General features: G+C 47.0%; 22 protein-coding genes and 1 tRNA gene. 2 read left to right on the top strand and 21 right to left on the bottom strand.

Going from position 1 to position 26344, the window contains the following annotated elements; translation table 11 throughout:
• Positions 1-3: 3 nt before the first annotated feature.
• The 7 genes from S2091_RS12520 to S2091_RS12490 form a co-directional block, all read right to left on the bottom strand.
• On the bottom strand, positions 4-744 hold the full coding sequence (locus S2091_RS12520; protein WP_243405407.1) for a Phenylacetic acid catabolic protein: 741 nt from the start codon (positions 742-744) through the stop codon (positions 4-6).
• 285 nt (positions 745-1029) lie between these two features.
• Entirely contained in the window at positions 1030-1932 is a 903-nt protein-coding gene (locus S2091_RS12515; protein WP_105532277.1) for a helix-turn-helix domain-containing protein, read from the bottom strand.
• A 350-nt stretch (positions 1933-2282) separates the two neighbouring features.
• The gene (locus tag S2091_RS12510; protein WP_105532276.1) at positions 2283-3110 is read right to left on the bottom strand and encodes a gamma-glutamyl-gamma-aminobutyrate hydrolase family protein; all 828 of its coding nucleotides are present in this window, start codon (positions 3108-3110) and stop codon (positions 2283-2285) included.
• A 4-nt stretch (positions 3111-3114) separates the two neighbouring features.
• Positions 3115-4230, bottom strand: a complete 1116-nt coding sequence (locus S2091_RS12505) for a YbdK family carboxylate-amine ligase (protein WP_105532275.1) — start codon at positions 4228-4230, stop codon at positions 3115-3117.
• A complete protein-coding gene (locus S2091_RS12500; protein ID WP_105532274.1) occupies positions 4230-5435 on the bottom strand; it encodes a cation:proton antiporter in 1206 nt (401 codons plus the stop codon). Before S2091_RS12500 ends, S2091_RS12505 begins: the two co-directional genes overlap by 1 nt.
• Positions 5436-5785: 350 nt before the next feature.
• Entirely contained in the window at positions 5786-6436 is a 651-nt protein-coding gene (locus S2091_RS12495; protein ID WP_105532273.1) for a glutathione S-transferase family protein, read from the bottom strand.
• A gap of 126 nt (positions 6437-6562) precedes the next feature.
• Positions 6563-7747, bottom strand: a complete 1185-nt coding sequence (locus tag S2091_RS12490; RefSeq protein WP_133166906.1) for a WD40/YVTN/BNR-like repeat-containing protein — start codon at positions 7745-7747, stop codon at positions 6563-6565.
• 282 nt (positions 7748-8029) lie between these two features.
• Between S2091_RS12490 and S2091_RS12485 the strand changes: the two genes are divergently transcribed.
• Entirely contained in the window at positions 8030-8380 is a 351-nt protein-coding gene (locus S2091_RS12485; RefSeq protein WP_105532271.1) for a DUF3147 family protein, read from the top strand.
• Positions 8381-8565: 185 nt separating this feature from the next.
• Here the strand turns inward: S2091_RS12485 and S2091_RS12480 are convergent, their stop codons facing one another.
• The 10 genes from S2091_RS12480 to S2091_RS12435 form a co-directional block, all read right to left on the bottom strand.
• Positions 8566-9699 (bottom strand): porin, encoded by a 1134-nt coding sequence (locus S2091_RS12480; RefSeq protein WP_105532270.1) that lies wholly within the window; start codon positions 9697-9699, stop codon positions 8566-8568.
• A 294-nt stretch (positions 9700-9993) separates the two neighbouring features.
• Positions 9994-10746, bottom strand: coding sequence for a phosphonate metabolism transcriptional regulator PhnF (gene phnF / locus S2091_RS12475; protein ID WP_105532269.1), 753 nt, complete (start codon positions 10744-10746; stop codon positions 9994-9996).
• Between the two features lie 18 nt (positions 10747-10764).
• Entirely contained in the window at positions 10765-11889 is a 1125-nt protein-coding gene (locus tag S2091_RS12470) for a TIGR03364 family FAD-dependent oxidoreductase (RefSeq protein WP_105532268.1), read from the bottom strand.
• Positions 11886-12734: a phosphonoacetaldehyde hydrolase gene (gene phnX / locus S2091_RS12465; RefSeq protein WP_105532267.1), complete on the bottom strand. Its 849-nt coding sequence runs from the start codon at positions 12732-12734 to the stop codon at positions 11886-11888. Before phnX ends, S2091_RS12470 begins: the two co-directional genes overlap by 4 nt.
• 49 nt (positions 12735-12783) lie before the next feature.
• On the bottom strand, positions 12784-13893 hold the full coding sequence (locus tag S2091_RS12460) for a 2-aminoethylphosphonate--pyruvate transaminase (protein WP_105532266.1): 1110 nt from the start codon (positions 13891-13893) through the stop codon (positions 12784-12786).
• Between the two features lie 63 nt (positions 13894-13956).
• Positions 13957-15675 carry a putative 2-aminoethylphosphonate ABC transporter permease subunit gene (locus S2091_RS12455; protein WP_105532265.1) on the bottom strand — a complete coding sequence of 573 codons (1719 nt, stop codon included), beginning with the start codon at positions 15673-15675 and terminating at the stop codon, positions 13957-13959.
• A complete protein-coding gene (locus S2091_RS12450) occupies positions 15672-16832 on the bottom strand; it encodes a putative 2-aminoethylphosphonate ABC transporter ATP-binding protein (protein ID WP_423828238.1) in 1161 nt (386 codons plus the stop codon). Before S2091_RS12450 ends, S2091_RS12455 begins: the two co-directional genes overlap by 4 nt.
• Positions 16829-17389, bottom strand: a complete 561-nt coding sequence (locus S2091_RS12445; protein ID WP_105532264.1) for an HD domain-containing protein — start codon at positions 17387-17389, stop codon at positions 16829-16831. Before S2091_RS12445 ends, S2091_RS12450 begins: the two co-directional genes overlap by 4 nt.
• A gap of 93 nt (positions 17390-17482) precedes the next feature.
• Positions 17483-18511, bottom strand: coding sequence for a putative 2-aminoethylphosphonate ABC transporter substrate-binding protein (locus S2091_RS12440; RefSeq protein WP_105532263.1), 1029 nt, complete (start codon positions 18509-18511; stop codon positions 17483-17485).
• Positions 18512-18888: 377 nt separating this feature from the next.
• Positions 18889-19398: a DinB family protein gene (locus S2091_RS12435; RefSeq protein WP_105532262.1), complete on the bottom strand. Its 510-nt coding sequence runs from the start codon at positions 19396-19398 to the stop codon at positions 18889-18891.
• A 153-nt stretch (positions 19399-19551) separates the two neighbouring features.
• Here S2091_RS12435 and S2091_RS12430 point away from each other — a divergent pair, with 153 nt between their 5' ends.
• Entirely contained in the window at positions 19552-20022 is a 471-nt protein-coding gene (locus S2091_RS12430; RefSeq protein ID WP_133166905.1) for a hypothetical protein, read from the top strand.
• Positions 20023-20141: 119 nt separating this feature from the next.
• Here the strand turns inward: S2091_RS12430 and S2091_RS12425 are convergent, their stop codons facing one another.
• The 4 genes from S2091_RS12425 to rpoD all read right to left on the bottom strand — a co-directional run bounded on the left by S2091_RS12425 (position 20142) and on the right by rpoD (position 25807).
• The gene (locus tag S2091_RS12425) at positions 20142-20270 is read right to left on the bottom strand and encodes a hypothetical protein (RefSeq protein WP_279337910.1); all 129 of its coding nucleotides are present in this window, start codon (positions 20268-20270) and stop codon (positions 20142-20144) included.
• Between the two features lie 14 nt (positions 20271-20284).
• A complete protein-coding gene (locus tag S2091_RS12420; protein WP_105532342.1) occupies positions 20285-22876 on the bottom strand; it encodes a polysaccharide deacetylase family protein in 2592 nt (863 codons plus the stop codon).
• A gap of 579 nt (positions 22877-23455) precedes the next feature.
• Positions 23456-23533: transfer RNA gene (locus S2091_RS12410), tRNA-Ile, on the bottom strand.
• A 117-nt stretch (positions 23534-23650) separates the two neighbouring features.
• Positions 23651-25807 carry an RNA polymerase sigma factor RpoD gene (gene rpoD / locus S2091_RS12405; protein WP_423828239.1) on the bottom strand — a complete coding sequence of 719 codons (2157 nt, stop codon included), beginning with the start codon at positions 25805-25807 and terminating at the stop codon, positions 23651-23653.
• Between the last annotated feature and the right edge of the window lie 537 nt (positions 25808-26344).

Here is a 26344-nt window from a genome sequence, read left to right as displayed (position 1 = left end):
CAATTAATAATTTTCTGGCATGACCAAATTTAATGATTCAAGACGTGGCCGGGTCTTGGTGATGAAGCGCTCGCGTAATTCGCCGTTGGTGGTTTTACGCAAACCCCATTTCACATATAGACGCGAACGTTCCGACAGCGGGTGTCCGAACAACTCCATCAAATGCGGCCAAAATCGATCTAAAGCTGCCTGCGCATCACGCAAACCGCTGCCTGTTTCGCAAGCATCTTTAATAATGCGATATCCATGCGCGACATGAACATGCTCGTCCTTGATAATTTGTTTAGCAAAAATATCGGCAAACGGTTTGTAACTGGACTGTTGAAACTCAAGCAGATGCTCTAACACGACTGCTTCACCAATAAAAGAAAAAATCCCCCGTTCCATCCAGGTCTTTACACCGCGCACAAATTCGTTTGAGTAATTCGTCCGCTCAAGAAAATTTTGTTGCAGCATAAAAGAAGTATCTACTCCGATTCCTTCTAATACCTCGGCACTCAACATGTAATGTTGAATTTCTTCGGCAGCTCGTTCACAGCAAATCATTTTTTCAAATGCATTGGGCGCCAGATTATAAAAAATTTGTATATAATCGTCGGCTCCGGTTAATTCACCTTCCGTATGAATCAACATCAAACGTGTTGCCAATTGCTGATATTCGTCCGGCATTTGACGGAAATCTTCCGGTGTTTTTACCGCGTGCTCGTCAATAACTGACGTCACTCGCTCTATCGCCATTTCCATAAATTTATTTCCCAAAGTATTGCCGGTTCAATTGAAAACATGGCCTTAGCGTAGCACTGGGGAAATTATTAGCAGTAGTGGAAAATTGCCTTTACAGTGAATTCTTGCTACATAATTTTGTTACTTTAATCGACTATATTTTTTGAAAAAACAAAGAAAAACCTGCGGTAGATTCGACGGAAACGGGCGCGTCGCTTTGATGCAACACACCAGAAATGTGGTTCAGTGAATATGGGTTCAGGAAGCGCGCGCTTCCCTAAAAATGACGAGCGTTAGCTGATTGAATTAGCGCATGGAAGAACGTAGAGCCGCACGGTATTGTGAAGGGCTAACGCCGTGTGCCTGTTTAAATTGCTTCGCCATTTGAATGGGGTCGCCAAACCCGGCAGAAAAGGCAATATCCTGAATCGACATCGTATCTTTTTTAAGGCATTCACAAACAAATTCAAGCCGCTTGTGCAGTACATATTGATACGGTGGAAGTCCGGTAGCATCTTTAAACACCCTGCAAAAATAATATTGACTTAACCCTACCTGTTTAGCCAGTTCCGGCAAACTAATTGAATGCGGTAGCATCGCTTCGATATACTGATCCAGCCAGCGTATTTGTTTTTGGTTCAGGTTAGGTAATTTTTTATTCGTCACTTCCACAACACGATACCGAGTGATGATATGTGTCGCCAGAACACGCGCATACGTCTCTGCAAATAAAGTGCCATGCGGATTCCCCGCCTCAACTTCACGATTCAGCGATTCGGCTATTTCCAGCACAAACCGATCTTCATTCTCACCCAAGCTGGGAACGCCTGAGAAATTGGATACGCCCAATTCACCGGCCACTTCGGCCAAAATATCTTTACTTAAACTCATTAGGTGCAAGCCGCCTAATTTAGTCAAATAACGTACTCGATGAGGGCAGCCGTCAGGTATATACACCAAGGTACCGCGTCGCTGATTTTCAATTTGCGTCCGACCATCAACCTTACGTTCTGCTTTGGAGAACGGGTTAAGTTTGACCATCAGATAATGCCCGCTCATTTCATGCTCTTCCGTTTCAAAGTCACCCCCTGTACGATGTTCAAAATACAGTGATTTCCAGGCAAAATCTGTGCTGCTACGGACTGGCTGTGCTGGCAAAAAAAGTGTGCGGTCTCTTTCGTTTTTAAAATCAAGCTGAAGTAATGCCATTGATGATCCCTGTTCTTATATTTTGTTAAAAAAATACCCGAAACTAGTCACGCCGAAAAGGATTTACCTGAGAAAACAAAAATCAGTTGCACGGTTGAAATTATTAGCCGTAGTACAACATAAAAATGATAAATAAGATACCGAGCAACGCCGAATTTGGCTATCCCCTATTTAGAACTTAGCCAAATGTGTCGCGAATTGGAAACAAGCACGCCAGATCAACTATGTTGCTGATCATTCAATACAGAGAGAACAACGTGCGGGATTGAGACAAAGCAGAATTGCACGGGGCTCTTAGAAGAGCTAATTGACCGCTGCTTACTCTGCTTAAGGGAATGAAATTAGTTCAACTACCGTTTTAGCTCAGGCTCGCTAATTTGCTTGCTTACACTCGATTTCAAACGAGCTGCTTTTGAGGCATCAAGAAAATCGCTCATAATTGGACTACTGTCGATTAGATTCGGAAAAGTAATCTGAAATTCAGGATGCCATTGGCAACCAAACATATAACCGCTACCCGTCCAGCGAATAGCTTCGATCACACCATCGCCGCATGCGCGTGCTTCAATAATCAAGTCATTACCGAGAGTCTTGATGGCCTGATGATGAATGCTGTTGACGCTGCCGATGCTTGCTCCTGAAAACAAGGTAGCCAGTCGTGAGCCGGCGACGATCTCGATCTCATGATGGAAGCCGTCGTAGAGCGCATGATCACGATGAATACCTGCGCTGGGAAATTGCTCGGCTATATCCTGATACAGCGAACCGCCACAAGCCACATTGATTAATTGTGCGCCTCTGCAAATACCAAGCACCGGTTTTCCCTGAATAATGAATTCCCAGACCAGTTCCATTTCAAACAAATCGCGGATGCGATCGCCGGCCCACTCCGGACGCAACGGCTGCTCACCATAGCTCTCCGGACTGACATCTGCGCCGCCTTGCAGCACCAAACCGTCCAGAGCAGATACGTAGTCACGCACGGAAACAGCACTGCGGTGTACACCACCATCTTGACTAAGGGTCGGGATCATGAACGCAAGAGCGCCGTTGGCCATGATCCAATGCGCCAAGGATTGTTCAAGGTATTGCAAGGTTTTTCCGGTAAAGCCCAGCTCCTTCGGCGGTGAATGCATCAGCCGCGCAGAAAGGCCTATGCGAAGTGGAAGTTCATTCATGGCCTTACGTTCTCCAGCGTTCACATTGCGCTTGCACGACTTCCGGCAACGAGTGCGTTGTTTGCCAAGCTGCACGAAGCACGGCAGCGTCATTTTGCCCGGCAACGACATCCGCCATTAACGCCCTGCAGGCTTCGTCGGCGCGAAGCTCAATGGCGTGTTGCTCGATATGTTTAAAGGTTTCCAGTATATCTTCAGCGATGGTGCGATGTTCGTGCGTACAGGGATCAACATAGGTTCCTGCATAGCCGAAGCGGCATGCTTGAAATCGGTTGAAGGTGTACACCAAATAATCGTCTTCGGCTAACCGGAACGGACGTTCGATCATCAGGTATCGCGCCACACTCTGAATATAAGCAGCAATTTGCGCCGCCCGTAACACGGTCAAAGGCGTGTCCATAACGCGCACTTCAATCGTGCCGTACTCGGGTTTTGGGCGAATATCCCAGTAGAAGTCTTTCATACCCTTAACAACACCGGTCGCTGTCATTTTTTCAAAATACACTTCAAATTCAGCCCAGGTTTCAACAAAAGGTGCCCGCCCACTCAAGGGAAAAGCGAACACCGAATTAAGCCGCGCCGACTGGAAGCCGGTATCGTCACTTTGTACAAAAGGCGACGAAGCACTCATGGCGATGAAATGCGGAATGAAGCGTGACAGGCCGTGCAGTAAGTAAAGCGCCACGTCCGGCCCAGGGCAACCGATATGCACATGCTGTCCAAAAATGGTGAACTGCTTAGCCAAATAACCATACAGTTCCGACAGATACTGGAAGCGCGGCTTATCAAAAATCTTCCGGTCGCCCCAATGCTGAAAGCTGTGCGTCCCGCCACCGCAAATACCGATATTTAGCCGGTCGGCGCTGGCTACCAGTACATCGCGAATATCCGTCAGTTGATGCAATGCGTCCGTATAATTTTCGCAAATACCGGTCGCCATTTCGATCATGCTCAGCGTCATTTCCGGCTTTACATCCATGTCCAGCTTTTGCCGCGCCACATCACGCAGCAAGTCTTCGGCTGAACCGACCAGATCGTAGTCATGCAGGTTAACTAATTGCAGTTCGAGTTCGATGCCCATGGTGAGCGATCGCGACTCGGAGAATGGTCCTAGTGCCATTATTTTCCCCTCTCAATTGATTCGTTACAAAATCGCAGTGCCCATTGCACGCCAATCGGGCCGACGAGTTGCAGTATGGCGACCATACTCAGGACTATTCCACCGACCTGGGCACCAAATTCTGGGTAAAGGGTGCTGATGTCATCAACCAGCAAGAATGCCAGCGCAGACATCGGCATTAAGGCCACTCCTAGCGCAAACGACTGCCGCAGACTGAGGCCGCTAACTGGTCCGAATACGGCAACCCCGATACCCTTTCCGAACAGACGCACGGCAATCACAGCAAGAGCTGCAACCCCTCCGGTAATCATTGCATTGGCAGTAAGCGTTGCGCCGGTCAGGATAAATAAAAGAATCACTAATACACCACCGGCAGTACCGAAATGGTGAGGCCAATTGAGAGGTCGACGATCAGAATTTTTCACCATCACGCCAGCTAGTAACGGTGCCAGCATAGTCGGCAACATGAGCGCTTGCAGCAGGGACAACGACAGCAGCAGTAACCCAAACAGAATAACAACGGCCTGCTCATTTGACAGATCAGACCAGCGCCGCAGCAATCGAAATGCCAGAGCAATCAAGCCCCCCATAAACAACGAGCCCAGCAACAAATATACGGGATGGAATATAGCTGAGCTCCAGTCATGATGGAAAGCTCCGTGTAGATAACCCATGATCAATTTCGACAGCACGACAGAATACAAAACGTTGAGTGCGGTTAAGACGTAGAGCCTTTGCGTGACTTGCCCTTCGGCGCGCAGTTCCGCAGCAACACGCATCACTACTGCGGGAGAGGTACTGATGGCAATTGCAGCCACCGTAGCGGCAAAGCCTGGCGTGGCATCAAACAGACGCAAGACAGTATATGTGCCGATAAAAGTCAGGCCAGCTTCGGCGATGCTGGAAGGAATTATCCATGGATTGAGGCGAAACCAGCACAGATCGACGCGATTACCAAGTTCGAATAGCAGCAAAGCCAATGCCAGGTCGATGAAGATACGTAAAGAACCGATATTGTGAGCGCCGAACCAACCGAACATTAAAGGGCCAAGCAGCAAACCGGCCAGTGCATAACCACAAACGCGCGGCAAACGAACCACGCGCTTCATTACCTCACCAGCAAGCCCGGAAAACACCAGAGCGAGCGCGAGGTACATTGTGTCATTAAGCTGTAGCGGCCACGCAGGCAGTATCAGATTATTCATTGCCACCTCTCAAGTCATGCACACGATTTCATGCTGTAACAGATCTCAATACTTTTTAAGCGAAATGTTTATGTCCATTTAAAAATTGGAAAAGAAATTTTGTACAGATTAAGCGCGCGACATTAAAGCCGCGACGCTTCGATGAAGTTTATAACGCTCATAAACGGACATCTGTTCGCTAGCACACACAGCACCGTGCTAATGTTTCACCAGGAAATCGGGGTAGCTTCCGATGAGATCGTGAAGTCGGCGAAGCTCTAAATAACGCCGGCATAAAATATAAGCGCCTGCTAACTTCAGCAGGCGCTTAATTTAAAATGGAAAAGCTTTCCTAAGAGCTCAATTAAGAATTATTCATCAGAGATGACTGGCGGCAAGGATTCAGCTTCTCGCATCCATTCCACAACCGACTGCCGGGATATCATGCGTTCTGTCCATGCCTGAGCAAGCGGCCACTCAGCAATGCTGACATCACGCGAAAGCAGTCGTCGGATTGTCGGCACAAAAGTCAGGTCGGCAAGCGACAGTTCTCCGACCAGAAATGGACCGCCACTACGTGCAAGCTCTTGCTCCCAAATCGCAAAGACGCTCTCCACTTCAGCTGTTTCAGTTGCACTCAACGGAGTATGCTCTTTATAAAACGAACTCTCAAATGAGATACTCGAACAAAGCTCAGACATGCCGGAATGTACCCACGCAACCAATGAACGTGCATGTGCACGCAGACGTATCTCTTTCGGCAGCAGAGTTCCACCACCGAGTTCATTCGCGTATTCCATGACGGCGAGGGAATCAAAGATCACAACTCCGTCATCAACAAGAACCGGAACAGCGCCAGGCACGGAGAACTCCGCAATCTTTGCAAGGTTGGCATATCGTTGCGGCCTGCGGATATCAACGACATGCTCTTGAAACGGAATGTTAAGCTCACGCAGGGGTAGCCACGCACGCAGTGCCCAACTAGAGGCATTTTTTGTGCCGGTGTACAGAATAAGCGCCAACTTGATTCTCCTTTTGTAGTCGTTACGAACTAAGTTTTAAGTCCTAAATTTGTAAAAATTTAATCGAAAAATTATTAACTACAAAGCATACAAACCAAGGTGCGCCGCTCCGCAAAACTCAGTGATTTAAGGATGCGTACCTTCAGGCGGCGTGCCAAATTTGAACACCTCCACACCGATCGCATAACCGACATAATGCTCACCATCGGGCACAATGCGAATCTTGTTGATAGCTCGCCCCATGTTCACACGCTGCCAGCTTTTCCCACCGTCGGTGGTTGCAAAACCACTCGTCGAAGTGCCTACCCAGCCGGTCAATTCATCGGCGAAGCCAACTCCGAACTCGTTGACAGCGAAATCATCAGCCAGCGGAATTTCTTGCCAGCTTTTACCACCATCAACCGACTTGCCGACCACGCGCTGAGTCACAGTTTTGTCGGGATTGTAGTCCTGGACTGTCACATAGCCGACATTACGGCTTGGGAACGCAACCTTCCACGCCAACTCAAACATGCGCGAAGATGTAAAAGCACGTTGCCATGTTTCGCCGCCGTCGCGAGTACTGACCACGACAGCATGCGAGCGCTCGATGTCGGCATCGTCGCCGCCGACGACCATGCCGTTCATCTCGTCGAAAAATTTCACATCGGTGATCGACGCCAGATGCGCATTCATATCGATGCTCTTCCAGGTGCTGCCTCCATCAAGCGAGCGCATCAGGTAAGCCGGTCCGCCGACGCGGCCGCCAGCGTGAACCATCGTGCGATGTTCCAGAACGCCCGCATTAATAAAGCTAGTTTTGAGAATGTCGATTGCGCACAGACCTTTGACTTCAGGCCCACTCATTCCGGTAACCGGCGCCCAATTCGCCCCGCCATCAACAGTCCGGTACAACGGTGTCGTATCCGTCACTCCGGGAAAATATTCGGTACCGATATTGCCTGCAAATCCCAGTTGCGCATCAACAAAACCGAGGGCGCGAACATAAGTGCCGGGCTTGTTCAACACCAACGCCCAGTGTTGCCCACCGTCGGTTGTTTTAAAAATTTTACCCGCGCCGTTTCCGTAAAATCCGGTTTGTGGATCAATAAAAAAGATGTCGTCTTGCTTGCCCTTATAAACTTCCGTCGGCAATTTAAACCACTGTGCATTTTCTTGCGCGGTCAACGGATGCGCGTATGTTAGTGGCGCGCTAATGCACGCGCACAGCAACAACATGGATGACAAAACGCGCCATGGATGCCGGGCGCTCATCTGTGCCGGTGTAAATGAAGTCCCCTTTTGATCTTCTTTAATCAGCTTAATTTGCATATTTTTTCCACGACCTTGTAGTAAATGAATTCGATTTGAGCTCGAATTTAAATTCGAATTTGAATTAAACAACAACATTTATATTGACTATTAGCAATGTTTTTGTCAATGACTTCAACCGAATTTACAACAGTCATTTAAAAGCTGATCACGGTAAAATATCCAGCGCAAATAGGTTGCTGCACAGCCCTATGTAAATTACCGAAGCGAGCTGCAATGGGAAGTAGCACGAACAATCCTGCAATAAAAATTGAAATAAAATTTAAAAAAGGGAACTAATAAATGCTTTGGATTTTTACAAAATATTTTGTCACAGCAGGTGTCGTCATGCTGGTGTCAGAAGTAGCAAAACGCAGTGATCGCCTAGGTGGGCTGCTTGCGGCGTTACCGCTGGTGACGATCCTGACTTTGATCTGGTTGCACTTCGAACGTCAATCTACCGAAAAAATAGCGAATCATGCCTGGTACACATTCTGGTATGTCGTACCCACACTTCCCATGTTTTTAGTCTTCCCATGGTTATTGCCAAAAATCGGATTTTGGTCAACGCTATTGGTGTGCATTCTGCTTTCCGGTCTTTGCTTTATTGCGTTTGCATTTATCTTGCGACGTTTCGGCATTGAGCTACTTTAGTGTCAACATCGGTTCACTCTACAAACACTCAAAAAATCACGCCATAGCACTTTCAACGACGAATCCGTCGTTGAAAGTGCACAGAGAATGATGAGCAAAATAAACAGGAAAAAGTAAATTAACGCCAATGATAAATTTAGCGAATTTTATAAAATTTACTCGCCCCTATTTAGCAATCGCCATCATTAAAACTTCGTACAGATACCGACCGTAAAACCGGTACGACTAGTATTACCACCGAGGGCGATATCAGAGAATTGCAATACTGTATTGGTTTGCGTGCCGTTATCAATTTCACCGCCACTGACTTTAGTGTAATCAACCATGCCATAAAATTCGGTACGTTTAGTCACGTAGTATTCAACTAAACCATAGCCCGTTGAGACCTTGCCGCTATTGCCAGTTGAGGAATCATTCGTGACGTTATCTGTCATGTAACCAACGGTATAAACCATTACCGGAGTAGGCTTAAACATCAAACCGGCTGTCCATACGCTGTCGGTGCGTTGTAAGGTATTTCCCGCATTACCCATCAGGCTGGTGTTGGCCAATGACCCACCACTTAAGCTTGCTGCTTTTGCGAAACCAGCGTCACGTTTGGCTGTGAAGTAATCCAACAGCAAGGTAGTTGGGCCAACGACAAAGGAGCTGCCAAAACCAACAACATTGAGCACTTTAGAATTAGCATCCGTTGAATGTTGATCAAGAACGGACGCACTAAATGGACCTGTAGCGTAGGTCAATGCCAGCGCGTCTGTTGTGCCGATTGTTGTTGAACCAGCTGCACCGCCAGCCGTGTATTGAACTTCTGCCTTAACCGGACCCCAGCTGTTTTTGTATTTGAGCGTATTATCAAAACGCAAGCCCCACAGGGTATCTTCCCATGAGTCTTCATTTGAGTTGCCTACGCCTATCGGATCGTAATTTTTGTAAATATCAAAGGCCAAGCCGTTTTGACGGCCGGCATACAACTCACCCCACTCTTTGTTTTTCAAGCCAACGTAGGCTTGGCGACCAAACAATTGACCTTGTTGATCGCTGGTACCGTTATAAATGACCAGACCCATTTCCACGTCGAATACGACCGAAGTTCCGCCGCCCAAGTCTTCATCGCCTTTAAAACCAAGGCGTGAGCCGTGCAAAGCACCTTGATTTAAACCGGTTTGCGTACCAACCGCATTGCCTACGCCAGTTTCATAGTTATTACCGCTGCGGAAAGCCGCATCGATCAAACCATAGACAGTAACCGGTGACTGTTGAGCAAAAGCACTGCTGGCTGCCAGCATGGCGATTAACGTGAATAAAACATTTTTTTTCATAATACTTCCCTGATTTGGTTTAATTTAAATTAATTTAATTTTTTGAATTACTTGCAACGTCCAACTACTACTGCTCTTTCTTCCAAATTTCACATTGAAAGCAAAATTTTAAAAAAAGCCCTCCCTAGCGGCCATCTGGATAAACAGATTGGCTGCAGATTCGTATTTACAATCAGACTTACGTTGGGATTATTTAGAGGAGAAGATGTGCAATGAGCACCTCCCCTTTTTCCCTATGGCAGGGTTTGCTGAAAACGAGATTCAGCAAGCGCCCTTGGATGATTGATCGCTCCATTAATCCGGCTCGATCACAATTTGTATTGCTGCACTATTGAATTGCGAAATACCGTATTCAATCGCCTGCTGATTTTCATCAACGTAGACCGTTTCAACATACAGGATAGGAAATGTGCTGGGCTGCGCTAATTGTTGCGCGACTTCCCTGTCGGGCAACCTGGCAGAAACCCGGCTCATACGACGCTGAAAACTATGCACCCCAAACTGAGATAAAGCTAAATGCGTGATGCCGGTTTTTGTATAAATCTCACCCAACCCAGCAAAGCGCGGCAAGGGGAAATACTGCTTACAAACGCTGATCACATTGCCATCGACGATATCAAGCGACTCCACTGCAAGTACGCTGGCGTCAAAGGGTAAATCCAGCAGCGTTAATACTTCCGCTATCTCCACATTTTCGCTACCTTCGCCCCCCTTAATGACGGCCCAATTAAACACCTGACTTTTTCCAACCCGATCGCTCTTGGCGAGGCTATGCGCCAAACGAGTGCGGCGACCAAGTTGATAATCGATAATGTTATCTCGCACAAAAGTGCCGCTGCCATGCACCACATCCACCATGCCGCGCTCTACCAGGGCTTTAACAGCTTGTCGCACCGTATGCCGGTTGACATTAAATCGCTCCGCCAACGTTGCCTCGTTGGGTAAGCGATGCGTTAGGCTGCCGGAAAGAATATCGGCACTTAATGCATCTTCAATTTGACGCCAAATACTATTGCCTGCACTACGGTCGATTTTTTTGTTAGTCATAATTGGTTAAATAAAACGTTAAGTAAGATTTTTTTGAGCCAGGGCAAACGAAATGCTCATACCGGTTCCACCAGTAATAACAACGCCTAAAACATGTTCTGCCGGCGTTATCAATTCATAAGCATTTGGCCCGCTAGCATACACACCTTGCCAATGTTCTAAAACAGACAAAGAGCGACCAAGCAAATTTTCTGCCAATCCAAGGATAAGAGCATCAATATCGGTCCGGCTAAACGGGCTAACTGTTTCACTATGCACGTGTGAATCACCAATCAGCAAATCTCCTCTGGCACCGACTTGCTGAACGATCAAATGAATATCATGCTCCAGTAACGCTGGCGCGGTTCTCTCTACCTCGGCCCGTAAAGCAGCCAATGGTTCAGCCAGTGCTTTGCATTCGGTATATGCCTCATAACGTAACGTAGATAAGCCCGTCATCAAAGCCGGAGCCAGTTGTATGCCGGGATTAGCAACTCGCAACATCTGCAAAGCACAACGCTTAATTCCAACACCTGCGCCAAGGTTGGCATAGTGCTGCGGATAAAGCGTTTGAAAATCGTGCCCGGAACAGATCACCACCTGATCTGCGTAGTGGATGCCGGTGCTTGAATGCAGTTTAGGCAGCTCAATCGCATTAACCTGCACACCGTATTCAAACTTAACGCCATGACGAACAGCTAACCACTTCGCTAATATGCCCATTGCATAACGTGATTCGAGAGCGATTTCAGTGCCACTATATAAACCTCCCAAACCCGTTGCGTGATGCGTAGCTACCTCTGCGGCGTTCATTAATTTAGTGCCGTAAGCTGCACCACATTCCTGCTGAAACGCTTCAATGACAGCCAACTCAGCCGGTGTTCTCGCCACGGTTAAACTACCTTGTGCCTTGTGCCAGCAATCGGTATCGCGAAAAAATTCCAGCCACATGGCACGACTACGCAATGCCATATCGTACAACTCGCCTTGTGGCTGCCCCAAAACCAAACCCAAGCCAAAATTACGCACCGAGGCACCAACTGCCTGAGTATCGCGCTCATAAACAGTGACAGCATCACCGCGCAAACTTGCCGCCCACGCGTGTGCCAGACCAACAATACCGGAACCAATAATTGCTACTCGATGCGCCGATACAACACTCATGGACGCTCCCCCTTAACCATGCGGCTTTCGATAAGATCAAGGATGGCGGGCAAATCGGCAATAGTATCAATTACAAAATGCGCACCTGCGCGCATTAATTTTTGGTATGCAAAGGCGCGTTTGCGCTCTACTTCAGCAGGCGGCAAGGTTTTGAGTTCTTGTAAAGTCAACCCGACTTCATTACCTGACAAGGCTAAACCAACCGTCCACATACCGGCAGCAAGGCCTTCTTCAATACCGGGCGTTGTGTCGTCCACTTTAACGCAGGCACTGACATCGCCTGCGCCTAAAGCAATCACATTCGCCAACGCCATCCAAGGACCGGGACGGCCGCCGTGCGGTAAGTCATCCGTTGCCACGGCATGTTCGACAATCACACCTTTTTGGGCAGCGTGTTCCAATAATTTATCCATCACAACGCGTGGATATCCAGAACATGAGCCGCGTCGAATACCGCGTTCTGCCAAATCGGCCAATACCTCCAGCGCACCGGGAATAACATCGGAATACTCTCCAACACGCGCAATTTGCAGAGGTAAAAAAGCAGCATAAATAGCATCCACATCACTGTCCGTCATGTCGCGACCGTGATGTGCTACCCAACGTTGCGCAACAGCTGGTTGTTGACCCAACGCCTTGATGTGATCCCACTTACCTAAACCCATCGGAATACGTGCTTCGCTGAGCGTAATGGTGATGCCGAAGCCGGCAAAGGCATCGATCAAAATTCGGGTTGGAGCAAATGAACCGAAATCAACCAAGGTGCCAGCCCAGTCAAAAATGACGGCTTGAACCTGACCTTGATAATGGCGGGTGTAACGATAGTCCTGATGATGTTGGGTCATAATAATTCTCGCTAAATAAATAATAAGGTTGCAGTAAAAAGGCGATGAGTTAAAGCGCAGCCGTTTCTATTCCCATTTGCTTAAAAGCACGCGCCATGGCATCAATCGCCATGGCAATTTCGGCTTTGCCTATAGCACCGATACAGCCGACCCGGAACGTTTCTGCATCCGTTAATTTGCCCGGGTAAAGCACAACACCTTCGTCTTTGGTCAATTGGTAAAATTCATTAAATTGCCAATTTGGATGTACAGGAGCGTGCACCGTCACGATGATCGGCGCTTGAATCTCAGGCGCTAAAAATGAACGCAGGCCAAGTCCGTTAATGCCAGAAATCAGTTGTTGGCAATTTTCGGTATAGCGTGCCAATCTGGCCGCTTGTCCACCCTCTTGATCGTACTGATGCAGTGCGGACGCCAACGCTGCCAATACATGGGTGGGCGGGGTATAGCGCCATTGGCCGGTGCGCTCCATGTACTGCCATTGATCATGCAAATCGAGGGATAAAGAATGCGAATTCCCTTTAGCCTGTTCCAGCGACTGGATATTTGCCAATACAAAGCCCATTCCGGGTACGCCTTCCAAACATTTATTACTAGACGCAATCACCGCATCAAAGGTCAATTTAGCGGTTGAAATCGATAACGCACCAAACGCACTCATCGCATCAATAATCAGTTTTTTACCTGCTGCTGCCACTGCGGCGGAAATTGCTTCCATCGGATTCAATATGCCGGTACTGGTTTCGCAATACACCACGGCGACATGGGTAATTTCATCGTCCTGCGCCAAACATACAGCAACCGCTTCTGCATCAACCGCTTTAGACTCACCAAAATCCTTGACTGTTACGCGCCGCCCCATCACTTCAGTAAGTTGTGCAATACGTTTGCCGTAAGCACCATTAACCAGACAAAGTAATTTGCCGCCACGCGGCATTAATGTACCGATTGCCGCCTCAACGGCGAACGTGCCTGATCCTTGCAATGGGACACAGGTATGCGTGCCCTGTCCATCAATTAACTCAACTAATTTTTGGCGTACTTGAGCCGTCAAGTGATTGAAGTCTTTATCCCATGAACCCCAGTCATGCAACATGGCAGTTTTGGTGGCAAGTGATGTGGTTAATGGGCCTGGTGTTAAAAGTAAAGGATCGCGCATTGTTTTTCTTCAGTTTTAGTTAGTCGTTTAAAAAATTACAGCTCAATAAATTATTTATAAATGCTAAGTCAGCCGCCAAGCCTGTCCGTGCCGGTTAAGCCAGCGCCCCGCACTGTTCATCAACAGCGTCACAAGCAGTGAACTCACTACAATCAAACTCGCCATTGCCGCAGCCGATGCGGTATCGCCTGCATCGTCCATATTCAAGACGGCAACTCCTGCCAACACCGTATCCGGCGTGTACAAAAAAATTACGCAGCTGACTGTCGTCATGCTGGAGACAAACAAATACCGGGCTACATCCAGCAACGCAGGCAAACTCATCGGTATGGTTACCCGCACCATCGTGAACCACCAAGGGCGACGCAAACTACGCGCTACAGCTTCAATCTCCGCATCAATCTGACGCAACGTTGTCACCATGGTCAGATGTGCCGTCGTATAAAAATGTGCGATGGTGGCAATGACTAATATCGCCATGGTTCCGTAGAGCCGATGCAAAGGATTGACCGGATCATTAAAGAGAAAAATATAACCAAGGCCTAACACCATCCCCGGGACCGCCATCGGCAAAATGGCCAAACTACGAATGGTGGTAGCCACGGCGCGGGGAACGGGCATTTTGATCAGCAAATAGGCAGTTATAAAAATAAAACTGGTTCCAAATAAGGTCGTCCAGAAAGCCAGCTGCATGCTATTGCGAAACGCTTGCCAGCCGCTGCCATCGAGTTGGTCAAAATCAAAATGAGACCAGGTTAAGCTCATGTCATAAGGCCATAATTTAATAAAGGAAGCCGCCCCAGCCACACCGAGCAAAGCCAATACGAAGATAGAAACAGCAGCACATAACACAAACAAAACCACATCACGCAACCAATTTCTACTGGGTTTATACACAACAGAACGACCTGTCATATTTGCCGACTTGTGGCGCGATAACCATTGTTCCACCGCAAAGCTAAGCACAGCAGGCAATAGCAACATGCCACCGACAACGGCACCTTTACTAAAATTTTGCTGACCAATTACTTGCTTATAGGCCTCCAATGCCAGCACGTTAATTTGACCGCCAATAACCTTAGGAACACCAAAATCCGTTACTACTAAAGTAAAAACCACCATGCCGGCAGAAACAATGCCGTACCGTGCATTAGGTAAAGTAATCGTCCAGAAACGGCGTAATTTGCTGGCACCCAACGATTCGGCAGCTTCATACAAACGAGCATCGGCCATGCTCAGTGCAGCAATTAGAATCAATAATGCGTGCGGAAAGGTGTAAAAAATCTCGCCCATCACAATACCGATAGAGCCATAAATAGAACTACCGCCCATCCAACCTTTGAGCAAACCCTGGTTGCCGAATAAGTACACCAGTGAAATCGCCGGCATCAGTGATGGAGCCAGCATCGGTGCCAAGGCAATCACGCGGAAAAAATTTCGCCACACCATCGTTGTGCGCGTAATGGCAAACGCAAACGCCAGAGCGATTGGCAGCACAGTGCAAACGGTCACTACGGCCAATAGCACGCTATTCCAGGTTGCATCGCGCAGACGTGGCTCTGCCACCATCGCCGACCAGTTAGCTAATCCAATATAGTGATGGTCTGCGGACTTCACCGTCATCATCAACATCGTCATCAGCGGCCAGCCAATGAAAATTAGCAAGGCTAGCGCTAGCGCAGCAGCTATCCAACTCGCCGCCAGTTCATCGGTGCTACGCAATACATTAGTCGAGCGCAGAAAAAACAAAGGAGAATAGTGGTGCTTTACTGCTGGCTTCATTTTTCCGCTCCGTGGAACACACGAACGGAATGAGCAGGTAAGGTCACAGGAACGCGGCGACCAACTTCAAGCAAGGGATAACCTGCATCATTTGGCCCAACATCCGCCAAGATGCGAATCGCCCGATTAGCGCATAACGATAAACAGGCGCGGCGCTGACCACTATGGAATTCAACGCGCTCCACCTCCGCCATCATCGCTTGCGAATTAGCCTGCCAATGCGCCTCAATCTGTACATTTTCTGGTCGGCAAAACAGCGTCACCTCAGTTGTACTCTCCACATTAACCATGCTAGAGAGCGCCTTTTCATTCATCACCTTTTGTGGCAAACCAGCCAGGCTTATTTTTCCGTCTGAACTTAACTGCGCAGATAACCAGTTCGCGCTTCCTACAAATTCAGCCACAAACCGCGAAGCCGGTTCGCGATAGATTTGCTCCGGCGTGCCGACTTGCTCCACCCGGCCATTACTCATGACCGCTATCGTGTCGGCAATTTCCATTGCCTCGTCTTGATCGTGCGTCACCATGATGGTGGTCACACCTAATTTTTTCTGTAAATGCCGTAATTCCTGCCGCACTTTTTCACGCACTTTGGCGTCCAGTGCCGACAATGGCTCATCCAGCAATAACAAACTTGGCGATGTTGCCAGCGCACGCGCCAGGGCAACGCGTTGTTGCTGGCCACCGGATAACTGCGCCGGATAACGATGTTCTGTTCCATTTAAGTCGACCATATCCAGCAGCTCGCTTACCCTCTTGGCTTTTTCTACCCGGTTTGATTTCAGCGCATAACCCACATTGGCACTCACCGTTAAATTGGGAAATAGTGCATACGATTGAAATACGATGCCGTAATTGCGTTTGGCCGGCGGCAAATTGCCGATCTCGCGCCCGCTCATTATCACGCCACCGCTGTCCTGCGCTTCCAAGCCCGCAATAATGCGTAACAAGGTCGTTTTCCCACAGCCGGAAGGGCCTAACAAACAAAGGAATTCACCTTTTTTAATCTGCAAATTGATGTCATTCAACGCTGTAAAAGAATCAAATTTTTTGTTGATGGAATGAATACGGAGCCACCTATTTTCATCGGCCATTGCTTCATTCAAGTTCATGTTTTCTTGTGCCTTCTTAAACACGTTATGGTTTTCAAATTTCATAGCGCCGACTTCTTTTCTGTCAATGCCAACAGACGCGGAAAATAATGTGTAAATTCTGGAACCACCAAATTGGGCACTTTGGCTGCATCGTCGTAACGACGCAAAGCCAGCGCTGCTTGTGCATAGCGACGATTAAAAAAACACAGCGCATCAGCTTCATTCATCACACCGCCTTGCAATTCCATACTCATCTTTGATGCCTCCGATAAAGCCGCCTGATAATACGGGTCGGCATAACAAAGATAGCGTTTAGCATCCACATGCCAACGGATTGGTTCAAGGACTTCTGCGGGAAATAGTAAAGACAAAAATGGGACTATTTTTTGTTCGTGCCGGTCATCAATTCCACACGCCAAATATTCATCACCCTGACCAAACAACATATGACCAAGATCGTGCAACAGACAGGCAATAATCAGGGCATCATCCTCATTCGCCTGCTCCGCCATCCACGCTGTTTGCAACGCATGTTGCTGGTGCGTGATTGCTTCACCACCATACAAATGCGTATCGGCGTTACTGAACAGTTCGGTAATATGTTGCACGGAAAGAGTCATCACAAATGGTCGTATTAGTTAATCTTAAATTTGGTCGCAAGCCGGGTATTCGGCTTCCCAGCCTGCGATTTACTTACTACTTTTTTCATCAAATTATTGCTTCGGTTTTGGTTCGGATTTACCATCGTAACGTTTAGTCCATTCCGCCAAAATACGGTCACGATTTAATGCAGACCAGTTCAAATCCTGCTTGATCAACATATCTTCATAATTTGCCGGGATAAGTGGATTCGCTTTAGCTACACCTGGATAAGCAACAATCGCAAAGTTTTTAGCGAACTGTTCGTTACCGGATTTAGATGCAGACCAGTCAGCCAATTTGCGTGCCGCATCCAGATTTTTTGTACCGGCCATAATTGCCGTTGCTTCGACATCCCAGCCCAGTCCTTCTTTTGGAAATACCAACTCAATCGGTGCGCCACTTTCTTTCAACTTAGCGCCACGATATTCAAAGGCAATACCGATCGGGAATTCGCCAGAAGCGGCTTGCTTGCATGGCTTTGAACCTGAGTGAGTGTATTGCGCGATATTTTCATGCAATTTATCCATGTAATCCCAGCCGCCTTTGTCACCGAATTGCAGCAACCAGGCGCTGACATCAAAGTAGCCTGTTCCGCTTGATGCGGGATTAGGCATAACGATTTTGCCCTTGTATTCCGGTTTCAACAGGTCTTTCCAGCTTTCCGGTTTTTTTAAACCAAGCTTGTTAGCTTCGACGGTATTAAAGCAAATCGCGGCACCCCAAACGTCCATCCCAACCCAGCTTGGCGGATTACGATTATCAACATATTGCTTGCTCAGTTTTTCGACACCTTTAGGCGCATAGGCTTGCAACATGCCTTCTTTTTGCAGCACTAATAAGGAAGTCGCCGCAACGCCCATCACCACATCGGCTTGTGGCGCTGCTTTTTCTGCTAATAATTTAGCCGTGATCACACCTGTCGAATCACGCACCCAGCGGATTTTGATGTCTGGATATTCCGTTTCAAACTGGCTTTGATACGCCTTTAACTGATCGGCTTCTAACGCGGTGTAGACGGTTAAATTGCTTTCGGCGCTTGCAACACGGCTAAACGTAGCCAGCAGTAGTGCGATGGTCATAAACGAATGGCGAATCTGCATGAAAAACTCCTGAGAGATGAATTACAAAGTGGTATCGGTTATTGGGTGTCGGACGCGACTGATGACATCATCTACGACGGAGTGCATCATAAGATTTGAATATGACGTAGCAATGACATCTAGATGACTAGATGTATAATTTCTAGATCACTTGTTGGTGGACTTAATTAAATGGCTTGTTTAACACTGTTTTAGCGTGAATTAATGCTAGAACACATAGGCCAGCTGATTAATGCAGCATGGCGCACCTATGTTTGGCTTGCAGGAAGTGGATGAACGGATGTAATCAGAGATAATGCGGCAGGATACGTAGTTGGCTTTTCGCAAAATGACCAAGAAATTATTCTAAGGAGTGGCGGCGAGTTATTTGTAGTTCTCTATGTTTTCAGTCGGCGCAAAGGCTCGGTCTGGTGGAGATATACGGCATAAGTATCCCAAGGGATCGGGAGCGAAATTTGCCCCATGATGCGCCCGACTTCGCCCCGGTGGTAACCGTGATGGACGACGACATGGGTCAGCATTTCTTCTCTCGACATATACCCTTTATCCCCATCGGTAAATACGAACGGGATAGATTCGGATAGTTGATCCGGCGTCAGATTTTCCAAATACGTAAGGTACCAGCGATCTGATGCTGCCACTGCTTCACGTAAATCTTCTAGCGATGGCGTATCTATGGGATTGTCGGTAGTTAGATTGTGGTTTGCGCCGGTGAGATGCGCCGCGAATATTTGACTCACTATGCACGTGTGGTTGATCAAACGCATGGCAGTGTGCCGACGATCATTGTGCAGCTCCGCATCAAAGCTCTTCATTTTTTCTAAAAACTCGCCATTCGCCCAAGCTTGATACTCAAAAAGCGTGTGAAGTAATGTCAAGGTGCTCATAATCGGAGTGTCCTTTCGAAGTGAGAAAAAATGTGAATGTGATGTTTATATTTTCACGGAGAGAGGTCAACTTGTCTACTCGCATTGCAAAGTCAGGGTCGCCAATGCGGAAGGAGCAGTGCCAGGCGCGTTCACGTGCCACGGCAGACGATATTGCGCGAGCAGGTACTCGCATTCTGGGAGAGCGAGCGATGGGCACGGGAATGGTTTGACCATAAGGGATATGACCACTTTGATTTTCCTCAGACCCCCGGTACCATGCCGATCAGCCTTTCGAAATGTGGCGGGAAGCGGCCCGACTTTGCGTTCTCATTAAATGAGAATGAGTCCCTCGTTTATGTCGATGCCAAATTTCATGCGACGAACAACATCACCGAGTTCGGCCTCACAGTTGAAGAGCTTAAGAAGTACGAAGCGTTCAAAAAATGGGCTCTCAACGAACTGCAGGATGACGGTGAACGGGATATTATTCTGATGCTCTACCCGCAGGAGCTCAACGGGGACCGATTTACTTGGATTCTACTCGATGAGCTGCTTGCCGAGGAGGACACGATAATCGATGGGAAGCCCGCAAAGAAGGCTTCACTCTTAGGTAGAGAAGATTTTTGGATTGGCAACCCTTGAGGCGATGAGGTACCGATGCAACAGACTTGTACGGTCTCGCCTGTTGCACTTCAAAAGTGTCCGGCAGCAATTCGCAATACAGCGGGCAATCGAAAATTTTAATTGGCGCAATTTTGCAATTATTTTTTCGCAGCAGCATTAAAACCGGTGATTACCCACTCGACAACAAAACCGTCGGTCGTGAGCGCATAGAGCAAAGTATCGGCAATGGCAGGCTCATCTTCAACGATTAAAATCTGCATAGGCATGATTAATTATCCTATTACAGTTTTTCCAGCTGTTGTTTTGCGTAACCAGCCGACGGTGAATTCGGACTGAGCTCTAAAAATGTCTGATAGCCTTTTCTAGCTTTGTCCTTATCGCCGCCATGGAATTGCGCATCACCAAAATTGAGATACGCAATGGCACGGGAGGGATCGATTTTGATTGTATTTTCAAACCAACGTGCCGCCTCAACATATTTTTCCTGCTTATAGTAAACAAAGCCGAGGTTATTGGCAGCGAGTGCAAAATCTGGACGCAATTTCAACGCTTCAGTAAATTGAGACTCTGCTTCCGCATACTGTTTTTCCTTGTATAGCTGCAATCCACGATCATTCGCATGCTGAGCCATCTGGCGAGCAGAAACTGGCACGGCTGTCGGTGTCACAATTGTTTGAACGGTACCCTGTAAATCCTTTACCTTGATTACTGGATTGGACTTGGTTTTGATCGATTTCTCATCGATTACTGGTTCAGATCTGGTTGAATCCAGCTTGCTGTTAAGTGCAATAGCATCACTAGAAAGTTGTGTGGTAGCTGTATTGATATATTCTGTTTCCGCTGGCAGTTCAAATACAAAATCACCTCCCTCGGATCCGGGTAAGCTGCCGAAGGCCGGAGTTTGTTGCGAAACTGCCGAGACTGCCGGTGCAACATAGGCAGCAAGTTCGGTTGCCGTGATGATTCCATCACCGTTCAAATCTGCTTTACCCGACAGGCCCTGCAACAATGTCCATGTGAATACGGAATGCCCATTCGGTCCTCCATCGGCAACCATTTGATCAGTTCCGCCAGCTGTCAGCATTTGTCTGCCGATCCGTTTGGCGTTATCCCGTAAATAGTTGGAGGAACCTCCGCCTCGCGTTAAACCCAGGCCGCTGTAGCAGGCATCCATCACAAAAAACACATGTTTTGAATTTAAGCTTTCAGAAATATTTTGAATTTCCGTCATGGGGATGGCGTCTGCGGCAAATTCATTCGGATCAGAATCGACTGGAACGATATACCCCAGATCGCGTCCTGAACTCAACTTGCGTGTTGCTCCATGTCCAGCAAAAAAAACAAAAATCCTGTCATCTTTTTGCACACTGGAATTAGCCAATCTATCATGGAACATCGCAAGTATTCCGTTACGTGTGGCTTCACCGTTTTGGAGCGAGAACACATGATCAGAAGGGAATCCCAGTTTCTCAATCAAAATTTGACGCACCCCTTGTGAATCTTGTACTGCATATTGCAGCTTGGGCCATTTGGCATAATCATTTATACCGATCACAATTGCCCAGGAATTGCTATATCCCGAACTGACAGAAACTTTTTCTTGCGGTGCTTTATCGCTCTTTGCAACAGTAAATGCATTGCCATCCCAACCGGCAAACTGATAACCTTCGGCCACCAGACGATCCAGCACGATAGGCAATGCCTTCACTGCGCGGTCGTGAATGTCATGGAATAGAATAATTCCACGGCCTTCTTTTTCCACAGTTCTCAACACGCGGTCTGCGATGGAACTAGGGACGGGATCAGCCCAGTCCAGCGAATCGATGTTCCACATCACCGATTTCAAATGTGCTTTTTCAAGAGCTTGCAGGCCTTCCTGATTGTGCGCACCGTATGGGAAGCGGAATAAAGTAGACCGGTTAGCATCCATCGCCTTTAATAACGCATCCGTATTAAATATCTCGGCATGCAAGTTATCGCCGCTTAATTTGGATAGCTGCGCATGAGTAAAGCTGTGATTACCGATCACGTAGCCTGAGTCACGCAATTTTTGACTAATCTTGGCAGCAGGTGATAATTTTGCGGTGCCATTGGCATCAACTGAACCTAAATTTTGACCGACGTTAAAAAAAACTGCCGGCGCATCATACTGCTTCAGGATGGCGGCTATTTCTTCCGTGTATTGCTTATGTGGCCCGTCATCGAATGTTAACACGATCGTTTTTGGCGGAAGCTTATTACCGAAGATCTCTCCTTCCGGTTTACTGTTTTCAGGCACCCCAACGACAGGTTCGGTTTTTATGGCTGCTGGCAGTACTGTTCCATAGTCCTTGAGTATCTTTTCCCGCGAATACAACTGCTTTAAATGAGCCACATAGGTATCCCATTTTTCTCTTTTCAGAACGATTCCGCGTTGTTCAAAGTGACTAAATATTTGCCCCATTTCCTTTTCATAATTGTGCTCAATTTCGTTTAACGCTTCCAGATCCTCTGAGATGCGCTTATGCATCTTAATTGCTGTTAGCGAGGTATCTTTTGTCACCGATGTCTGCAATGAAGCAAGCACATCTTTGAATGCAAGGCGATCAGCATCAAACAGCGTATTGTCCGACTCAACATAATCAAGCAAGCGATTAGTAGTTTCAAAACGGGTAGTCTGGGTGGAGGTCACGAACGAATCTAAAGTTCTTTCCACTTCAGCGATTTTTTCCTGATTTTCATGAAACACTTCCTGGCCGATTCTTATGCTCGCATCCAGTTCTGGTTTTGACAGTTTGTCTTCGTCAGCGACAAGAACTATTATTTTTCGGTAATTGGACAATATTTCTTTGAATTTATTCTCAAGCGCAGCATCGTTTGCCGAGGAATTCATCGGAATGATCGCGTTATTCGATGACTTGGAGCGATAAAAAAGCGTACCTCCAACTGCGATTAAGATTGAGATCAGAGCTATTGCTATTATTTTAATGTAATTCACTTTTAAGCCAATATAAGAGAAACAAATGAAGTTCATATCGAACTAACTGTTCTTGTTCACTTGCAAAGTCGATTTTTTCGGAAAGTTGCAAAACATTAACAATTATAATTGAACTACAACGAGTTGAATTGATGATAATTCTGAGGTGCAAGCTTATAGAAGCTTGGCAATTTTGGATATGCCCTATTTAAGGCATTTTGAACGACCGCAGACATCACAATTAATTGCAACTCTGTTGTATTTTGCAATGGCCGATTGCCGGGTCGATTATTCTTGGATTTGTGAATTTGGATTTCTAACTTTTTGACTAAGCTAAAACCGATCACTGATCGCATTTGTCCTATCGCGATCTTATTCAATGCATTAACCGTTTGCACAGTTAAATCTCTGATGCACCTTCGTTGAGCCTTCCATAAGTTTCAAATAAAAAAAAGGGTTACGAATAAACGTAACCCCTTTTTTACTACTCAATTCTGGTGGGCCTCCCGTGAGTCGAACACGGTACCAACGGATTATGAGTCCGCTGCTCTAACCAACATGAGCTAGAGGCCCAATTTCTTACTAGTTTTTTGATCCGATGATTTCAATCCGGCTCAGCTTAAAAACTAAAACCCAAAAGCTTATCGGAAGAGACAATAACCACCGTAAAACGGCAGTTATTGTAACCGATTAATTACCTTCTAGGAAGCTCTTTAGCTTGTCAGAACGCGATGGGTGACGCAACTTACGGAGCGCTTTTGCTTCTATTTGGCGGATCCGTTCGCGTGTCACGTCAAACTGTTTACCCACTTCTTCTAGGGTATGGTCGGTTGACATTTCTACGCCAAAACGCATACGCAAAACTTTTGCTTCACGTGGTGTGAGTGAATCCAAAACGTCTTTCACCACGTTGCGCATGGAAGCATGCAATGCCGCATCCGCTGGAGCTAAGGTATTATTGTCTTCGATGAAATCGCCGAGATGGGAATCATCGTCATCACCAATTGGGGTTTCCATTGAGATCGGCTCTTTGGCAATTTTCATGATTTTGCGGATTTTATCTTCCGGCATTTCCATTTTAATTGCCAAGGTCGCTGGATCAGGTTCTGCCCCAGTTTCTTGCAAAATTTGTCGTGAAATACGATTCATTTTGTTGATGGTTTCAATCATGTGTACAGGAATACGAATCGTGCGGGCCTGATCAGCGATTGAACGCGTAATCGCCTGACGAATCCACCATGTTGCGTACGTTGAAAACTTATAACCGCGACGATATTCAAACTTATCTACGGCCTTCATCAAACCGATATTACCTTCTTGGATCAAGTCCAAGAATTGCAAACCACGGTTAGTGTATTTTTTAGCGATAGAAATAACCAGACGCAAGTTAGCTTCTGTCATTTCACGCTTGGCGCGACGTGCTTTCATTTCACCGGCAGACATCTTTTTATTGATGCCGCGCAGATCAATCAAAGGCAACACTACGCGCATTTGCAGATCAATTAATTTTTGCTGCAACTGCTGAACTGCTGGGACATTTCGTCCCAAAATCGCGCTATAAGCGTGTCCAGCATTTACTTCGCCTTCAACCCAGTTCAAATTAACTTCATTGCCAGGAAAAACTTTGATGAAGTGCGCGCGCGACATACCGCAACGATTCACAACAACATCTAAAATCTGTTTTTCCACATGACGCACTTCATCTACTTGACCGCGTAAAGTGTCGCATAATTTTTCAACGACTTTGGCAGTAAACCGCATGCCCAATAATTCGTGAGAAATGATTTCTTGCGCTTTAGTGTAAGGCTTAGAGTTATAACCTTCTTTTTCAAATGCTTTACGCATTTTTTCAAATTGGGTTGCGATGGTAGCAAATTTAGCTAAAGCATCGCGCTTTAATTGCTCTAATTGCTCGGCTGAATATCCAGCAGCACCAGCAGCACTAGCACCCTCCTCTTCCTCTTCCTCTTCTTCGTCTTCTTCGTCTTCCTCGTCTTCTTCCTCAGCAACACTAGCTGCGACCACGACGACCGAAATGTCTTCCGCATTCATATCGACTAAACCATCTACGATTTCGTCAATTTTGATTTCATCATTAGCAATACGATCAGCGGACAACAAGATTTCTGCAATGGTCGTAGGACATGCAGAAATGGCTTGAATCATGTCTTTCAAACCTTCTTCGATTTTTTTCGCGATGACGATTTCGCCTTCGCGCGTCAACAGCTCAACCGAACCCATTTCACGCATATACATACGGACTGGATCAGTGGTGCGACCAAAATCGGAATCAACAGTTGAAAGCGCTGCTTCAGCCGCTGCTTCAGCGTCATCATCGTCACTCGTTACCTGTACAACGTTATCCGATAAGAGCAACGTTTCAGCATCGGGAGCTTGCTCGTAAACGGCAATACCCATGTCATTGAAGGTACCGATAATACCTTCGATCGCTTCAGGATCGACAATGTTTTCAGGAAGGTGATCGTTGATCTCGGCATACGTTAAATAGCCGCGATCTTTACCCATTTTAATCAGGGCTTTAAGCTTCTGACGGCGACGTTCCAACTCTTCTTCAGTCGCTTCTGTGTCAGCAGAAAATGCATCTTTTAATAATGCTTTTTCTTTTGCTTTGCGATCTTTTGCCTTAGCTTTGTCGACGGCTTTTAACTCAGCACGTTCAACAGCATTTAAGGCTGCCATCTCTTCATTTTCGGGCTGATATTCTTTTGGCTTGCGGCCACGACGCCCAGGCACTTTTACGCCAGGCAGAATATAACCAGACGTATCAATTGCCGCTAACAGGGCAGCGTCTGTAGTTTGGTTGACGACCGGCGCGTTAGAAGTAATACGCGTTTCCGGAGTCTCTTGCGCTTTTTCAGCTTTTGCTGAAGTCTTGATAGGCTTAATCACTGTCTTTAAATCACTTTTTAACGCTGATGCTTTAACTTGCACGCTAGAAACTGCCGGTGCGTTCTGCTTAGAACTTGAAGTGGTTTTTTTGGCGGTCGCCGTTACCACTGCTGGTTCCGCTTTTTTTACTACATTACCGGGCTTTTTAACGACAACCGCGGTGCTTAATTTATTTAATGACGCCTTATTAACTGTTATTTTTGTCGCATGCTGACCAACAGGATTAGTCTTTTTAACCGCTGGAGCAGTTGGTTTCGCAGTTGCTTTATTAACGGCTTTTTTTACTTCCGGTTTAGCAGTAACTGCCGGAGTTACTTTCTTAGTTACTGCTTTAGTTACTGCTTTAGTTACAACCTTGGTAGCTGTAATCGCTTTTGCAGTTTTCTGAGGTGCAACTACCTTAGTTGCAGCCTTGCTTGCAGGCTGAATTACAGACCTATTTACAGCCTTACTTATTGGCTTAGTTGGAGCCTT

The organism is Solimicrobium silvestre, assembly GCF_002976435.1.
Classification (GTDB): domain Bacteria; phylum Pseudomonadota; class Gammaproteobacteria; order Burkholderiales; family Burkholderiaceae_D; genus Solimicrobium; species Solimicrobium silvestre.
Note: the sequence above shows the minus strand (reverse complement) of the source record. Positions and strands in the feature narration are given on the sequence as shown.

Bases quoted from the DNA above. Each gene is read 5' to 3' on its own strand.
- S2091_RS12440 (WP_105532263.1), bottom strand. From the start codon at position 18,511: ATGCAGATTCGCCATTCGTTTATGACCATCGCACTACTGCTGGCTACG.
- S2091_RS12460 (WP_105532266.1), bottom strand. From the start codon at position 13,893: ATGCGCGATCCTTTACTTTTAACACCAGGCCCATTAACCACATCACTT.
- S2091_RS12470 (WP_105532268.1), bottom strand. From the start codon at position 11,889: ATGAGTGTTGTATCGGCGCATCGAGTAGCAATTATTGGTTCCGGTATT.
- S2091_RS12480 (WP_105532270.1), bottom strand. From the start codon at position 9,699: ATGAAAAAAAATGTTTTATTCACGTTAATCGCCATGCTGGCAGCCAGC.
- S2091_RS12490 (WP_133166906.1), bottom strand. From the start codon at position 7,747: ATGCAAATTAAGCTGATTAAAGAAGATCAAAAGGGGACTTCATTTACA.
- S2091_RS12500 (WP_105532274.1), bottom strand. From the start codon at position 5,435: ATGAATAATCTGATACTGCCTGCGTGGCCGCTACAGCTTAATGACACA.
- S2091_RS12450 (WP_423828238.1), bottom strand. From the start codon at position 16,832: ATGAAATTTGAAAACCATAACGTGTTTAAGAAGGCACAAGAAAACATG.
- S2091_RS12420 (WP_105532342.1), bottom strand. From the start codon at position 22,876: ATGAATTCCTCGGCAAACGATGCTGCGCTTGAGAATAAATTCAAAGAA.
- S2091_RS12510 (WP_105532276.1), bottom strand. From the start codon at position 3,110: ATGAATGAACTTCCACTTCGCATAGGCCTTTCTGCGCGGCTGATGCAT.
- S2091_RS12435 (WP_105532262.1), bottom strand. From the start codon at position 19,398: ATGAGCACCTTGACATTACTTCACACGCTTTTTGAGTATCAAGCTTGG.
- phnX (WP_105532267.1), bottom strand. From the start codon at position 12,734: ATGACCCAACATCATCAGGACTATCGTTACACCCGCCATTATCAAGGT.
- S2091_RS12505 (WP_105532275.1), bottom strand. From the start codon at position 4,230: ATGGCACTAGGACCATTCTCCGAGTCGCGATCGCTCACCATGGGCATC.
- S2091_RS12455 (WP_105532265.1), bottom strand. From the start codon at position 15,675: ATGAAGCCAGCAGTAAAGCACCACTATTCTCCTTTGTTTTTTCTGCGC.
- S2091_RS12425 (WP_279337910.1), bottom strand. From the start codon at position 20,270: ATGCCTATGCAGATTTTAATCGTTGAAGATGAGCCTGCCATTGCCGAT.
- phnF (WP_105532269.1), bottom strand. From the start codon at position 10,746: ATGACTAACAAAAAAATCGACCGTAGTGCAGGCAATAGTATTTGGCGT.
- S2091_RS12520 (WP_243405407.1), bottom strand. From the start codon at position 744: ATGGAAATGGCGATAGAGCGAGTGACGTCAGTTATTGACGAGCACGCG.
- S2091_RS12515 (WP_105532277.1), bottom strand. From the start codon at position 1,932: ATGGCATTACTTCAGCTTGATTTTAAAAACGAAAGAGACCGCACACTT.
- S2091_RS12445 (WP_105532264.1), bottom strand. From the start codon at position 17,389: ATGACTCTTTCCGTGCAACATATTACCGAACTGTTCAGTAACGCCGAT.
- S2091_RS12485 (WP_105532271.1), top strand. From the start codon at position 8,030: ATGCTTTGGATTTTTACAAAATATTTTGTCACAGCAGGTGTCGTCATG.